Source organism: Enterobacter sp. 237C8, from assembly GCF_034106865.1.
Taxonomy (GTDB): domain Bacteria; phylum Pseudomonadota; class Gammaproteobacteria; order Enterobacterales; family Enterobacteriaceae; genus Enterobacter; species Enterobacter asburiae_B.
Window position 1 is genome coordinate 1,949,201 of the sequence record NZ_JAWNDF010000001.1, and the last position, 13,483, is coordinate 1,962,683.

A 13,483-nucleotide genomic window follows, 5' to 3' on the forward strand; every position below is an offset into this window, starting at 1 on the left:
ACGTTCTGTTTACGCAATTAAACATCAACGTAAAAGTACGAAAAACAACCGCTGCATTTTTTGCTGCAGCTTGTGGTATACTCCGCCGCCTTGACTTTCGTCGTCGCGCTTTAGCGCCGTTAAATAATGAGGAAAATAAATGAGCACACCTGAATTTGCCACTGCGGAGAATAACCAGGAACTGGCACAGGAAGTAAACTGCCTGAAAGCACTGCTGACGCTGATGCTGCAGGCGATGGGCCAGGCGGATGCCGGTCGTGTGATCATTAAAATGGAAAAACAAATCGCGGAGATGGAAGACCAGGCTGAATCTGCGGTATTTGCTAACACCGTTAAGCAAATCAAACAAGCCTACCGCCAGTAACAAAAAACGGCTGGATGCAGTGCATTCAGCCGTTTGCTCGTCTGTCACGCAGAACGTATTATCCCGTCAGATCAGTCCCGTTGCCGCCGCGTAGCACGCAATCTGGGTTTTGTTAGGCGCATTGAATTTCTTCTGCATATTTTTCTGATGGAAGTTAACGGTATTCTCTGAGATAGAGAGAATGATCGCTATTTCCGCTGACGTCTTCCCTTCCGCAGTCCATTTCAGAATTTCGCGCTCGCGTTTGCTGAATTTCATTTCAGGTGGCATGACCATCTCATCTTCAAAACGCACCAGAGATGTTAAGGCCATTTGCACCAGCATTTGCAGCCGCAGTTCTATTTCCTCACGGGCAAAAGGCCCTGCCAGTACACTAGTACGGGAAACAGACAGGAAGCCGAGCGCATGATTAGGCAACATCAGACACTGCGTTATTCCCTCGCGTAAACCGTGGTCCTGCGCGCTGTGCCATAATTCCTGCGCGTCAGCGAATAATGCGTCTGACCAGGGTAAATGACCCTGAATGAAATTCTCCGGTTTTAAGACGGGATCAATCGCGAAATAGTTCGCGGATTGATATTGCGCCATCCACTGCTTTGGGTAAGTGGTATGCACAGAGATCTTAGGCCGGGTAAACGGCACGGGATGGCGCACGCAGAGCGAGTAACAATCGAATTCAAGCGTCTGAGTTTGTCGCTGTAATTCCTGATATACCTCGTCGACACAGGTCAATTCCTGAAACCGGAGGGAGCAATCCCGTCGCCAGGTGAAAAAGTCTGAATCCTTCATACTTACTAAATGAAGCCTCTGAAAAGATAATCATTATTATGGTGAATATAACCTAACACATAAAACTTTTTTCTAACTACAAAATATCGGCATTAGCACAATTAACTTTACTATTGATAAGGTTTATCCGGGCCGGATGGAATAAAAAAACAAACGACTGCCCCCGAAGGGAGAATAATTTGCTCCAGCCTAAATTTCTGGAGCAAATTAGTGCAAAAATGCTACTGCATCAGGAATTTTTCAAGGAACTGACGGGTTCGCGGCTGCTGAGGATTAGCGAACAGGCTTTTCGCCGGCCCCTGCTCCACAATCCGCCCCTGATCCATGAAGATGGCTCTGTCAGCTACATCGCGTGCAAAGCTCATTTCATGCGTCACGATCACCATCGTCCGTTTTTCCTGCGCCAGCTGGCGAATGGTGTTAAGCACCTCACCCACCAGTTCCGGATCGAGCGCAGAGGTCGGTTCATCAAAAAGGATCACGTCAGGGCGCATAGCCAGCGCGCGCGCTATCGCCACGCGCTGCTGTTGCCCGCCAGACAGACGGCGCGGATAGCTGGTCTCTTTCCCCGCGAGCCCGACTTTAGCGAGCAGTTCGCGTGCGCGCGCCGTCGCGTCCTCTTTCGATTCACCTTTTACAATGACCGGTCCTTCAATAATGTTCTCCAGCACCGTACGGTGCGGGAAGAGATTAAAGCTCTGGAAAACGAAGCCGACATGCTGGCGCAGGCGGCGAATTAACCCTTTCTGCTGGCTAATGGATTTCCCGGTATCAATCGTTATCTCCCCTACCCGAATAGTGCCGCCTTCCGGCTGTTCAAGCAGGTTAATACTGCGCAGCAGCGTCGTTTTTCCCGAACCGCTTGGTCCGATAATCGCCACCACTTCACCCTGCTCGACTTCAAGATCTATCCCGTGGAGCACCGTTTGACCGTGGAATTTTTTCACCAGGTTTTTGACGTCGATAGCACTCATTTTGGATCACGCTCCTGGCGGTTAAGCTGGTTTTCGAAGTAGTTTTGCAGAGCAGACAGCACCGTCGCCATCACCCAGTAAATCAGCGAGGCGGCCAGATACATGGTAAAGACTTCAAGCGTGCGCGAAGTAATGAGCTGCGCCTGACGGAACAGTTCCGGTACCTGAATCGTTGCCGCCAGGGACGTATCTTTCACCAGGCTAATGAAGCTGTTGCTGAGCGGTGGAAGCGCCACGCGCGCAGCCTGCGGCAGAATGGCCCGACGCAGCGTCTGCCATGGCGTCATCCCGATACTGGCCGCCGCCTCCCACTGCCCTTTGTCAATGGAGGAGATCGCCGCTCGCAGGGTTTCAGAGGTGTACGCCGCGGTATTGAGCGACAGACCAATCATCGCCGCGGGGATCGGGTCCAGCTCGATACCAAACTGCGGCAAGCCGTAGTAAATCATAAAGAGCTGGGCGATAAGCGGCGTGCCGCGAAAGACGGAGATATAAAAGCGCGCCAGCCAGCGTACCGGCAGGATGGGTGACATGCGCATTAATGCCAGCACAAATCCCAGCACCAGCCCGAAGAACATCCCGCCGATACTGAGCTGTAACGTAAATACCGCACCTTTCAGCAGATACGGCAGAGAATCAATAACCAGTTGAATACTTTCTTGCATTATTATTTTTCGACCTGATTTTTAGACGTGAGGATGGTAGGCAAACAGCGCAGGCGCCCCGCCGGTATGGACAAATAAAATCGGCCCTTCATCCTTAAAGCGTTTCTGCGCAATGCCGTCAATCAGTCCGGCCATCGCTTTGCCGGTATAGACCGGATCGAGCAGTATCCCCTCGAGGCGCGCCAGCAGCTTCACCGCCTCCATGCCCTCTTCGTTAGGCGTGCCGTAACCCGGCGCAAAATAGTCGTCCCAGAGCAGAATATCGGCCCTGGCCTTCAGCTCCAGCTGCGCGGCTACCGCCTGCTGTAAAGTGACCACTTTCGGCTTCTGCTCCGCGACGCTGCGGGATACCGTCACGCCAATCAGCTCGACGTCCGGCAGCAGTTGTTCGAGCCCCACCGCCAGCCCGGCGTGCGTGCCCGCGCTGCCGGACGCGACAACCACGGAGGAAAGGCTCACCGCGCCCTCGCACTGCTGCGCGATTTCCAGCGCACTTTCCACATACCCCAGCGCGCCCAGCGCGTTCGAACCGCCGACGGGGACAACGTAGGGGCGGAACCCCTGCGCTTCCAGACGCGTCGCCAGCTCGTCGAGCTGGGCGGTCGGGTCGGTCAACGCATCCACCATTTCGACCTGCACGTTAAACAGATCCAGCAGCAGGCGGTTGCCGTTGGTCAGATAGTTTTCTGCCCGCGTGCCAATCGGGTTTTCCAGCAACGCCACGCAGTGGAGCCCGAGCTTTGCCGCCACTGCCGCCGTCTGACGAACGTGGTTGGACTGGACAGCCCCGGCGGTAATGAGCGTATCCGCGCCTTCGCGCAGTGCATCAGCCGCCAGAAACTCCAGCTTGCGCAGCTTATTGCCCCCCATCGCCATCGGCGTCACGTCGTCACGCTTGATAAAAATATCGCGCCCTAAATAATCAGAAAATCGCGGCAGGTACTCCAGCGGCGTCGGCGCGCCGATGAACTCCAGGCGGGGAAAGCGCGTTAAATTCTGTAGTGACATGGGTTCTCCGGTAACTCTGACAAAATGTGATATTTTTCATTATGCACGCAGACGCGAAAGAAATAAAAAAGGCGCTTTTAAAAGCGCCTTTTTTTACGGCAGAAGCTTATTTCGTGACGTCTGCACCGAACCACTTCTCGGAGAGCGCCTTCAGGCTGCCGTCTTTTTGCATGTCAGCAATCGCGGAATCAATCGCTTTGACCAGGTCTTCGTTACCTTTACGAACGGCAACGCCTGATTCCTGACGAGAGAACGCATCACCCGCTACCGCCAGGGTATTGTTGGTTTTCTTCACCAGATCCAGCGCGGCCAGGCGGTCAACCAGAATGGCATCGATACGGCCCACGCGCAGATCCTGGTATTTCGTCGGGTCATCATCATAGGTACGGATATCCACGCCCTGCACGTTCTGGCGCAGCCACTCTTCGTAGTTGGTACCCAGACCGACACCGACTTTCTTCCCTTTCAGGTCCGCGGCAGTTTTAATTCCGCCTTCGTTGCCTTTCTTCACCAGCGCCTGAATACCGGACACGGTGTACGGCGTAGAGAAATCATATTTCTTCTTACGCTCGTCAGAAATGGTCACCTGATTAATCACCACATCAATACGTTTGGAATCCAGCGACGCCAGCATACCGTCCCATTTGGTCGGTTTCAGTGACGCTTTAACGCCGAGGTGCTTCGCCAGCTCTTCAGCAAACTCCACTTCAAAACCGGTCAGCTTACCGTCATCGCCCTGGAAGCTGAACGGAGGATAGGTTCCTTCCAGCCCGACCAGCAGCGTACCGCGCTCTTTTACTTTATTCAGCAGGTTTTCTGCGGCGAACGTTTTCACGCTCATACCCGCAACCAGCGCAACGGCCATAACACCCATCAGCGCCTGACGACCCAGAAGTGCAAATTTCATAAATACCCCGATATAGTGGAATTTTTACGTAGTGTAGAGAAATCGCCTGCAACGTCAAAGGCGACTGCGCTACATCTTATTCTTTTTTAATATATATCAGAAGTTGTTCCGGCGTGGGCTTTCTGCTTTAGGGCACCCGGCATTTGTACCTTGTATTGCGCATACTTGCGCAGCGCAATTCGGTAGTTGTTGGTGCTGGTCGCAGGCAGCCACGGCTCCAGATTTTCATCCAGATAACCGGTTTTCAGCAGATCGCGAGAAATATTGTTTACGGTCAGATGTTGCCCAAGGCGGCGCAGGCGAACGACATATTCGCGAACGGTACCGTGGCTCATCTCCGTTTGTTCAAACAGGAACTGCTTGAAGCCGATAATATCGAAGAAGTCGCTTTGCTCTTTGCAGTGGAGATCCCCACAGAAACGGCAAAGCGCCACCCACTCTTTTTGCTCTTCGAGCCATGCTGCTTCGTCCATCAACGTGTCGAGACGCGAAATCGCAATCTTATTGACGATTTCGCCCCGGCGAACCAGCGTGATACGATCGAGTAACTTGTTACAGTGGGCGCAATGCGTCTGGCTGTGTTTAAAGTCTTTCAGGTAGCGGCTTAAAGGCCGTCTTTTAGATTGCTGCACCGTCATGATAACTCCTGGTTGTCAATACGTTGTGCGGCATTTTTAAGGTGAATCAATCACCTATAACTTACCCAGCTTGGTTCGTAAGCGTTTAATGGCCTGGCTGTGCAGCTGGCTCACCCGCGACTCTCCCACCTCCAGAACAGCGCCAATCTCTTTGAGGTTAAGCTCTTCCTGGTAATAAAGGGTCAATACCAGCTGTTCGCGTTCAGGCAGAGCTTCAATAGCCTCCATGACGCGCTGGCGTAAATTCCCTTCCATTAAATGGTGTAACGGGTTTTCCTGCTGGTGCTCGTCCGTCACCAGCTCGATGCTATCGCCATGCTCTTCGCGCCACTCGTCATAAGAGAAGAGTTGGCTATTATTGGTATCGAGCAACATCTGACGATACTCTTCAACAGCAATGCCAAGACGTTCCGCCACTTCGGTTTCCGTTGCGTTACGTCCCAGTTCCTGTTCCAGCTGCCCCATCGCATGCGCCACTTCGCGCGCGTTGCGGCGAACACTGCGCGGCACCCAGTCGCGGCTGCGCAGCTCGTCCAGCATCGCACCACGAATACGCTGAACTGCGTAAGTCGTAAATGCCGTTCCTTGCAGAGCGTCGTATCGGTCAACTGCATTCAATAACCCGATACCGCCCGCCTGTAGCAGATCGTCGAGTTCCACGCTCGCCGGCAAGCGCACCTGGAGGCGCAATGCTTCGTGACGCACCAGCGGGACATAACGCTGCCACAGCGAGTGTTTATCCATTACACCTTCAGCGGTATAGAGTGAATTCACGATAAACAGCCCTGCGTTAGTTGAGTTATCGGCATGATTATCCGATTCTGCAGGGCGTTCAATTGGATGAAAAAGGGGGATAAAGTGAGGTTATTCTGAGGTTGCCCACAACAGGGGCAACTTTTCTGGCTAAATTAACAGTTGTAACAATGAAAGATCGTCGCCCAGTTTGACGCTATCTATATGTTGATGAAAGAGCTTTCCCGCTTCCTGATTATGCTGGCTAAGGGAGTGGAAGCTGTAAATAACATCAATAATATTATCTTGTTCAATTTTCCCCGCCACGATCGCCTGACCGGCAAGTAACGTTTTAAGGAAATAGAACTCCGCAACGATTAAATAAAGGTTATTCAACATGCTGCGGCCATTGTTCTGCGGGAAGCCCTGCTCCCAGAGTTTGTATTTAAAAAAGTTCTTGAATAAATGGTCATGGGTCGCCAGGTAACTGCCCGCCACATCGCGCCAGACGGACTCGATGTTCTCCATGACCTTCTCTGCCGGGACGGTGTCACCCGCAGACTCAAATTGTTGATAAAGCTGGGTAAAATAACGGTTTAATACCGCACCGCCGCGGGCTGTCACTTTCTTCGTGAAGTAGCTCTGGATGAGCGAAATTAACGCGAATTTCAGGCTGTAGTTCTGATTAAATCCGCCTAATTCCGTTTTGATTTTACCGCTCACCAGTCCGTTAACCAGCGAGAAATAGACCGTTTCGAGCGTGCTAATATTCTCTTCGAGATTATCGAGCTTTTCCGCCACCATGAGGAATTTCACCACGGCGTAAACCTGTTCTTCAACGCTGACGCCCTCAACGCTGAAAATATTCTGGCAGAAGAGATTGATGACCTTTGCCTTCAAATCAATCATCGGCGCATTATTGACGTCCTGCTGAACAATGACAGATTCCATCAACGACATAGACTCCCGATCGTTCAACAGAAGTCGGGTCACTTCCGGACACGAGAGGTTCAGCGATTTTTCGATTTCATTTTTATAGACCCGGTTTGTCCGCGGAAACGACGTACAGGTTGGGCTTAAGGCCTGGATGCCCATGGCGCTATGAACAGAACAGAGTTTTTCCGTATCCATAAACGGGCAGTTTTTACTTTCCGTATGGAAAATCACTTCACCCCAGTGGTCATAGTTTTTTTTGGTGACTTTTATCGCCGTTTTCGCCGTCTGACGAATAGCGGCATTTTTACTGTTCAGATAGCGATTAACGGAGGATTTATCAAACGCGATGGTCCAGCCCTGACAACAATGTTCACGGCATTCCCCACCGACACATGAAAAATCTGCGACCAGCTTTGGTTGAGTGACACTGATTTGTTTCACAGGCGGATTCTCAAATAGCAGAGATAAAAAAACCCCGCCGAAGCGGGGTTTCACGCGTAAAATTAACGCAGCAGAGACAGAACGGTCTGTGGAACCTGGTTTGCCTGAGACAGAACAGAAGTACCAGCCTGCTGCAGGATCTGCGCGCGGGACATGTTGGAAACTTCAGTTGCGTAGTCAGCGTCCTGGATACGGGACTGAGCAGCAGACAGGTTAGTTGAGGTGTTGTTCAGGTTGTTGATTGCAGAAGTGAAACGGTTCTGCACAGCACCCAGACCAGAACGTGCTTTATCAACTTTAGCGATAGCTGCGTCGATGGTGCCCAGGTCGGTAGCGGTCATAGTTTTCAGGTCGATAGCAGCAACACCCAGAGTCGTGGTGTCAGCTTTTGCACCGCTCAGGTCCAGATCGATGGTGTCGCCGTCGTTCACGCCAACCTGAATTTTAACCACACCAGCAGTACCTGCAGTGCCGTCCAGCAGTTTGATGCCGTTGAAATCAGTTTTGCCTGCAACACGGTTGATTTCATTCAGACGCGCGGTAACTTCATCCTGCAGAGAGGCCAGGTCAGAGGTGCTGTTGGTGCCGTTGCTTGCCTGAACAGCCAGTTCACGAACGCGCTGCAAGTTGTTGTTGATTTCGTTCAGAGAACCTTCAGCAGTCTGCGCCATGGAGATACCGTCGTTGGCGTTACGCGCAGCCTGGTTCATGCCTTTAATCTGAGCGGTCATGCGGTTTGCAATCGCCTGGCCAGCAGCATCGTCTTTCGCGCTGTTAATACGCAGACCGGAGGACAGACGCTCGATAGCAGTGCCCAGAGAAGACTGAGATTTGTTCAGGTTGTTCTGAGTGGTCAGGGACAACAGGTTAGTATTGATAACTGCCATAATTTTGTTTCCTTCAAAAATTGGGTTTTAGGTCCGGTGCCTAACACTCACAGCGTCTCTCACCGTCAACAAGGTTATCGACGGGTCCCCAAAAGACTTTAGAATCAATTTTGAAAAAATTGTAAAACATTGATTTTTAATTATTTTATTTTTAATAAATCAATTGAGGTCCATCAGAGCGTTATTATTTATGCTTTTTTAACGCGCAAAGAGATGACAAAAAAGGCACACACTTATTCGTGTTTTCAATACACGGATAATGACCCTAAAGTGCAATCCTTTCATTTACCCCGCCAGGACGTGCCTATTCTTTGGATTATTTTTTTCTCACCATCGTAAACTTTTACGTTGAGAGGCCGATAAGAGTCCTGAACTACTTTCGTATTTTAAGGAAAATATGCATGGCTACTATCAGTAACCTCGGGATAGGTTCTGCAGGACTCGGGGATTTATATAATCAGTTGGATGCAGCAGAAAGAACCAAGCTGACGACGATTACTTCCCAGCAATCAACGTATAACGCACAGTTAAGCGCTTACGGCAAACTGCAGAGCGCCATGACATCGCTGCAGACTGCGACCGCTGCGCTGGGTAAAGCAACCACCTGGAACTCAACGTCCGTTAGCAGCACCAACACGGCCTTTACCGCCACGACAACGGCTGACGCGTCCGTGGGTTCCTTTGTTGTCAACGTCAACCAGGTTGCAAAAGCACAGGCACTGACTACCGGCTCCTATGCAAACAACACGGATTTGCTGGGCGATACGACAGGTACGACGCGCAAAATCACCATCACCCAGCCGGGCACGAAAACGCCTTTAGAGGTCACCCTGGCGGATGGCGATACGTCTCTGGCCGGGATTGCGAGCGCCATTAATAAAGCGAACGGCAACGTCACCGCCAGCGTCATTAAAGCGAAAGACGGTGATTACCGCCTGATGCTGTCATCTAAAACCACCGGTACGGATGGTGAAATGACGATCAGCGTCACTGGCGACGATAAGCTGCAAAACGCAATTGGTTTCAACTCAACCACAAAAACGGGCGCACTGACGGTTAACACCGGAGCTCAAAACGCAATTGTGGTAGTGAACAGCATTTCGATTGAGCGCCAGACGAATACCATTACCGATGCCCTGCCTGGCGTGACTTTCTCGCTGAAAGCAGAAAGCAAGGCAGATGAAACATTGGAGGTGACTCGCGCAACGGATGCTAACCAGAAGGCGATCACCGACTGGGTCACGGCGTATAACTCGCTGCAGTCCACCATTAACAGCCTGACGAAGTATGTTCCGGTTGATGCAGGCGCCGGCAGCCAGTCAGCCAGCAACGGGGCACTTGTTGGTGATGCAAACGTGCGCGGGATCCAGTCTCAGCTGCGCGGCCTGCTGACCGAAGTGCAGAGCGGCTCGGTACAGATCATGGCCCAGCTGGGAATTACCCAGGACCCGGTAAAAGGTTCTGACGGTACCGTCGGTAACCTGAAAGTCGATACCGATAAGCTGAAAAAAGCGCTGACCGAGAATCCGAACGCCGTACAGCAGTATTTTGTCGGTGACGGCAAGAAAACCGGTATGGCCACTCAGATGAACAACACGCTGACCACCATGCTCAGCACCAGTACCGGCAGCGCCGGGGTGATCCAGAACGCGAAAGACGGGATCAACAAAACGCTAAAAACTCTGGGTGAGCGTTACGATGCTATGGAAGCCACTATTGATGCCACCATGGCGCGTTACAAAACCCAGTTCACCAGTCTGGACGTATTAGTCACCAAAATGACCAATACAGCCAACTACCTGACCCAACAGTTCTCACAAAAATAGTCGTAGCCTTCAGGAGTGGATATGTATAAGACCTCTGGTGTTCAATCCTATCAGCAGATAGGAGTCGAAAGCGCAGTCATGAATGCCAGTCCACACCAGCTGATTGTCATGTTGTTCGACGGGGCGCATAGCGCCCTTGTTCGCGCGCGTTTGTTCATGGAAGCCGGACAAATTCGTGAGAAAGGCGAAGCGTTAACGAAAGCCATCAATATCATCGACAACGGTTTAAAAGCAGGACTGAACATGGAGGTTGAGAGCGAGTTGTCCGGTAATCTTGCCTCCTTGTACGAATATATGGTTCGACGTTTGTTGCTGGCGAATGTCAGTAACGACGTAGACGCAATTGTTGAAGTCGAGGGTTTATTAAACAACATTGCGGATGCGTGGAAGCAAATCGGCCCCAATGCGTCCTCTATTTCAGGATAATTTTGATGAATAATCCCAGCGCAGCGCTTAGCCATTGGCAGGCGTTACATGCTCAGAGCATTGCTATGCTAAATCTCGCACATTCTGGTCAATGGGATGCGCTTATCGAGCAGGAAATGCATTATGTTCAACTGGTGGAAAAGATATCTCAAACGCCCATCATGTCATGCCCTCCGGCTCAGGTTGAGCAAGCGCGTGCGCTGCTGGAAATGATCCTTGAAAACGAGAATGCGCTAAAGGCACTGCTGAAGGTCCGCATGGACGAACTGCGTAATCTGATTGATCAAACCGGCAAACAGCAATCCATCACGTCTACCTATGGAAAGCTGTCAGGGAATATTCTTTATCCAGAAAGTTTGACCCGCGACACACAACTATGATTTCTTCATCCATACTCCAGAAGTCTGCCAATGGCTTCTGGAGCAAGGATGATGAAAAACCCCACCCTGTTACAATGTTTTCACTGGTACTACCCTGCTGGCGGTGAATTGTGGCGAGAGGTCACGGCGTTAGCTCCCAATCTTAACGAAATCGGCATCAACATGATCTGGCTGCCGCCCGCCTGTAAAGGGGCATCCGGCGGGTATTCTGTCGGCTATGACACCTATGACCTGTTCGATCTTGGCGAGTTTGACCAGAAAGGCAGTATCGCCACGAAATACGGCGACAAGGCGCAGCTGCTGGAGGCTATTGATGCCCTTAAAAGCAACGACATTGCCGTGCTGCTGGACGTGGTGGTCAACCACAAAATGGGCGCCGATGAAAAAGAGCCCGTGCGCGTTCAGCGCGTGAACGAACAGGACCGCACGCAAATCGATGACGAGGTCATTGAATGCGAAGCCTGGACTCGCTACACCTTCCCAGCCCGGGCCGGGCAGTACTCACAGTTTATCTGGGACTACAAATGCTTCAGCGGCGTCGACCATATTGAAAACCCCGATGAAGATGGCATCTTTAAAATCGTCAACGACTACACCGGCGAAGGCTGGAACGATCAGGTTGATGATGAGATGGGCAACTTCGATTACCTGATGGGCGAAAATATCGACTTTCGCAATCACGCCGTGACCGAGGAGATCAAATACTGGGCCCGCTGGGTCATGGAACAGACGCGCTGCGACGGTTTTCGTCTGGACGCCGTCAAGCATATTCCCGCCTGGTTTTACAAAGAGTGGATTGAGCACGTCCAGGAAGTCGCCGACCAGCCGCTGTTTATCGTGGCGGAATACTGGTCCCATGAGGTGGATAAACTTCAGGCCTATATTGACCAGGTCGAAGGCAAAACCATGCTCTTTGATGCCCCTCTGCAGATGAAATTCCACGAGGCGTCACGTCAGGGCCGGGATTACGACATGAGCCAAATCTTCACCGGTACCCTGGTGGAAGCCGATCCGTTTCATGCGGTCACCCTCGTCGCGAACCACGACACCCAGCCTTTGCAGGCGCTGGAAGCACCGGTCGAAGCCTGGTTTAAACCGCTGGCGTACGCGCTGATCCTGCTGCGGGAAAATGGCGTGCCGAGCGTCTTTTATCCGGATCTCTTCGGCGCCAGCTATGACGACGCGGGAGGCGACGGTGAAACGTACCATATTGATATGCCGGTCATTGTGCAGCTTCACGAGCTGATCCTCGCGCGCCAGCGTTTTGCCCACGGCGTGCAAACGCTGTTTTTCGACCATCCTAACTGCATCGCTTTCAGCCGCAGCGGCACCGATGACGATCCCGGCTGCGTGGTGGTGATGTCGAACGGGGATGATGGTGAAAAAGTGATTTGTCTTGGGGAAAACTACGGCAACAAAACGTGGCGGGATTTTCTCGGCAATCGCGAAGAAACCATCACCACGGCGGCGGATGGCGAAGGGACGTTTACCTGTAATGGGGGAAGCGTCAGCGTTTGGGTGATAGAGGATGCGCTGTAGAACGGGAAACGTGCGGCCTGATGCCCTCACCCCGTCCCTCTCCCACAGGGAGAGGGCGCAAACACCAAAAACGGCAACGAGGTTGCCGTTTTGCGTTTACCCTTAGGGTAGTTTACTCTCGAGCGGATTCTTGCTCAGGTAATCAGCACACTCAGCCGTTGGACGGTCGACTTTCTGCAGCTCCAGCCCGTCATACTCCAGCGTCGAGCCATCGCGCTCCAGCGGATAGATATCCAGCTTACGCGTCACGTTGTAATAACTGTCTGAACGCAGCATGATTTTACCCGGCACGGCAATCACGCGCTGCCACTGACGGCAGTCCAGCGTATCGCCCTCTTCCGTCACCACCAGCGTGGCAATCGCCTTCGGGCTGACCATGTTGCTCTGCGGCCCTTTCGACTGCCAGTATCCCGCCAGATGCGCCGGGACAGGATGCTTGATCACGTCGTTATAGTTATCGACCTGAACGCACCCGGTCAGTGCCAGCAGCGCGCCAGCAATTGCTATTTTTTTCATCATCTTTCCTGCATTCGAAGAAAAAAATATTGTGGCATTAAAGCGCTGCGGCTGCCAGCGAAGATCGAGAGGTCTTAAACCTGCATCCCCATGACTTCCTGATACGCAGACACCAGCTTGTTACGCACCTGGATCCCCATCTGCAGGGAAACCGAGGCTTTTTGCAAATCGGTCATCACATCATTCAGCGCCACGCCCGGCTCACCGAGGGTGAACTTTTCTGCCTGAGTGCGTGCTGCGGTCTGGGTATCACTGATACGGTCAAGAGCGGCATGCAGTTGCCCCGCGAAGCTGATGCTCGGCTGCTGATCTGCCACATTCTGATTACGGGCCGTCATCGCCGTTGCCTGCAACTGACTGATTACCCCTTCAATGCCCTGTATAGCCATGACTCTCCCCTGGATGGTTTTTTACGCGGTCAAGACTAACAGCTTGTCAATAAGATAATGGCGGTA

16 protein-coding genes are annotated in these 13,483 nt (G+C 52.1%); 5 read left to right on the forward strand and 11 right to left on the reverse strand.

Going from position 1 to position 13,483, the window contains the following annotated elements:
- The first annotated feature begins 139 nt into the window (after positions 1 to 139).
- Positions 140 to 364 (forward strand): DUF2594 family protein, encoded by a 225-nt coding sequence (locus USF70_RS09435; protein WP_008500345.1) that lies wholly within the window; start codon positions 140 to 142, stop codon positions 362 to 364.
- Positions 365 to 430: 66 nt separating this feature from the next.
- Here USF70_RS09435 and sdiA read toward each other — a convergent pair whose 3' ends face one another.
- The 9 genes from sdiA to USF70_RS09480 form a co-directional block, all read right to left on the reverse strand.
- Complete coding sequence (sdiA, locus tag USF70_RS09440; RefSeq protein WP_320735562.1) at positions 431 to 1,153, reverse strand: transcriptional regulator SdiA; 723 nt, start codon at positions 1,151 to 1,153, stop codon at positions 431 to 433.
- A 221-nt stretch (positions 1,154 to 1,374) separates the two neighbouring features.
- The gene (gene tcyN / locus USF70_RS09445; protein ID WP_047061118.1) at positions 1,375 to 2,127 is read right to left on the reverse strand and encodes an L-cystine ABC transporter ATP-binding protein TcyN; all 753 of its coding nucleotides are present in this window, start codon (positions 2,125 to 2,127) and stop codon (positions 1,375 to 1,377) included.
- Positions 2,124 to 2,792 carry a cystine ABC transporter permease gene (gene tcyL, locus USF70_RS09450; protein ID WP_014884380.1) on the reverse strand — a complete coding sequence of 223 codons (669 nt, stop codon included), beginning with the start codon at positions 2,790 to 2,792 and terminating at the stop codon, positions 2,124 to 2,126. Before tcyL ends, tcyN begins: the two co-directional genes overlap by 4 nt.
- A 21-nt stretch (positions 2,793 to 2,813) precedes the next feature.
- Positions 2,814 to 3,800, reverse strand: coding sequence for a D-cysteine desulfhydrase (dcyD, locus tag USF70_RS09455; protein ID WP_047061119.1), 987 nt, complete (start codon positions 3,798 to 3,800; stop codon positions 2,814 to 2,816).
- Positions 3,801 to 3,906: 106 nt separating this feature from the next.
- On the reverse strand, positions 3,907 to 4,707 hold the full coding sequence (gene tcyJ / locus USF70_RS09460) for a cystine ABC transporter substrate-binding protein (RefSeq protein WP_023336163.1): 801 nt from the start codon (positions 4,705 to 4,707) through the stop codon (positions 3,907 to 3,909).
- An 86-nt stretch (positions 4,708 to 4,793) separates the two neighbouring features.
- Positions 4,794 to 5,345, reverse strand: coding sequence for a flagella biosynthesis regulatory protein FliZ (fliZ, locus tag USF70_RS09465; protein WP_236903278.1), 552 nt, complete (start codon positions 5,343 to 5,345; stop codon positions 4,794 to 4,796).
- A gap of 54 nt (positions 5,346 to 5,399) precedes the next feature.
- Entirely contained in the window at positions 5,400 to 6,119 is a 720-nt protein-coding gene (locus tag USF70_RS09470; RefSeq protein ID WP_014170714.1) for an RNA polymerase sigma factor FliA, read from the reverse strand.
- Between the two features lie 129 nt (positions 6,120 to 6,248).
- Positions 6,249 to 7,454 (reverse strand): flagellin lysine-N-methylase, encoded by a 1,206-nt coding sequence (gene fliB / locus USF70_RS09475; protein WP_320735563.1) that lies wholly within the window; start codon positions 7,452 to 7,454, stop codon positions 6,249 to 6,251.
- Between the two features lie 62 nt (positions 7,455 to 7,516).
- Positions 7,517 to 8,341 carry a flagellin gene (locus tag USF70_RS09480; protein ID WP_033145896.1) on the reverse strand — a complete coding sequence of 275 codons (825 nt, stop codon included), beginning with the start codon at positions 8,339 to 8,341 and terminating at the stop codon, positions 7,517 to 7,519.
- A gap of 401 nt (positions 8,342 to 8,742) precedes the next feature.
- Between USF70_RS09480 and fliD the strand changes: the two genes are divergently transcribed.
- Genes fliD through amyA form a run of 4 tightly spaced genes read left to right on the forward strand, consistent with a single transcriptional unit; the run spans position 8,743 to position 12,512 of the window.
- Positions 8,743 to 10,167, forward strand: coding sequence for a flagellar filament capping protein FliD (gene fliD / locus USF70_RS09485; RefSeq protein ID WP_167818547.1), 1,425 nt, complete (start codon positions 8,743 to 8,745; stop codon positions 10,165 to 10,167).
- A 21-nt stretch (positions 10,168 to 10,188) separates the two neighbouring features.
- The gene (gene fliS / locus USF70_RS09490; RefSeq protein WP_033145898.1) at positions 10,189 to 10,593 is read left to right on the forward strand and encodes a flagellar export chaperone FliS; all 405 of its coding nucleotides are present in this window, start codon (positions 10,189 to 10,191) and stop codon (positions 10,591 to 10,593) included.
- Between the two features lie 5 nt (positions 10,594 to 10,598).
- Entirely contained in the window at positions 10,599 to 10,973 is a 375-nt protein-coding gene (fliT, locus tag USF70_RS09495; RefSeq protein ID WP_033145899.1) for a flagella biosynthesis regulatory protein FliT, read from the forward strand.
- 51 nt (positions 10,974 to 11,024) lie between these two features.
- Positions 11,025 to 12,512, forward strand: a complete 1,488-nt coding sequence (gene amyA / locus USF70_RS09500) for an alpha-amylase (protein WP_064672953.1) — start codon at positions 11,025 to 11,027, stop codon at positions 12,510 to 12,512.
- 102 nt (positions 12,513 to 12,614) lie between these two features.
- On the opposite strand, the gene yedD is transcribed toward amyA, so the two are convergent.
- Together yedD and fliE are read right to left on the reverse strand one after the other, a co-directional pair.
- Positions 12,615 to 13,028, reverse strand: a complete 414-nt coding sequence (gene yedD, locus USF70_RS09505) for a lipoprotein YedD (protein WP_047647421.1) — start codon at positions 13,026 to 13,028, stop codon at positions 12,615 to 12,617.
- 74 nt (positions 13,029 to 13,102) lie between these two features.
- Positions 13,103 to 13,417, reverse strand: a complete 315-nt coding sequence (gene fliE / locus USF70_RS09510) for a flagellar hook-basal body complex protein FliE (RefSeq protein WP_008500329.1) — start codon at positions 13,415 to 13,417, stop codon at positions 13,103 to 13,105.
- Between the last annotated feature and the right edge of the window lie 66 nt (positions 13,418 to 13,483).

Bases quoted from the DNA above. Each gene is read 5' to 3' on its own strand.
- USF70_RS09435 (WP_008500345.1), top strand. From the start codon at position 140: ATGAGCACACCTGAATTTGCCACTGCGGAGAATAACCAGGAACTGGCA.
- sdiA (WP_320735562.1), bottom strand. From the start codon at position 1,153: ATGAAGGATTCAGACTTTTTCACCTGGCGACGGGATTGCTCCCTCCGG.
- tcyN (WP_047061118.1), bottom strand. From the start codon at position 2,127: ATGAGTGCTATCGACGTCAAAAACCTGGTGAAAAAATTCCACGGTCAA.
- tcyL (WP_014884380.1), bottom strand. From the start codon at position 2,792: ATGCAAGAAAGTATTCAACTGGTTATTGATTCTCTGCCGTATCTGCTG.
- dcyD (WP_047061119.1), bottom strand. From the start codon at position 3,800: ATGTCACTACAGAATTTAACGCGCTTTCCCCGCCTGGAGTTCATCGGC.
- tcyJ (WP_023336163.1), bottom strand. From the start codon at position 4,707: ATGAAATTTGCACTTCTGGGTCGTCAGGCGCTGATGGGTGTTATGGCC.
- fliZ (WP_236903278.1), bottom strand. From the start codon at position 5,345: ATGACGGTGCAGCAATCTAAAAGACGGCCTTTAAGCCGCTACCTGAAA.
- USF70_RS09480 (WP_033145896.1), bottom strand. From the start codon at position 8,341: ATGGCAGTTATCAATACTAACCTGTTGTCCCTGACCACTCAGAACAAC.
- fliD (WP_167818547.1), top strand. From the start codon at position 8,743: ATGGCTACTATCAGTAACCTCGGGATAGGTTCTGCAGGACTCGGGGAT.
- fliS (WP_033145898.1), top strand. From the start codon at position 10,189: ATGTATAAGACCTCTGGTGTTCAATCCTATCAGCAGATAGGAGTCGAA.
- fliT (WP_033145899.1), top strand. From the start codon at position 10,599: ATGAATAATCCCAGCGCAGCGCTTAGCCATTGGCAGGCGTTACATGCT.
- amyA (WP_064672953.1), top strand. From the start codon at position 11,025: ATGAAAAACCCCACCCTGTTACAATGTTTTCACTGGTACTACCCTGCT.
- yedD (WP_047647421.1), bottom strand. From the start codon at position 13,028: ATGAAAAAAATAGCAATTGCTGGCGCGCTGCTGGCACTGACCGGGTGC.
- fliE (WP_008500329.1), bottom strand. From the start codon at position 13,417: ATGGCTATACAGGGCATTGAAGGGGTAATCAGTCAGTTGCAGGCAACG.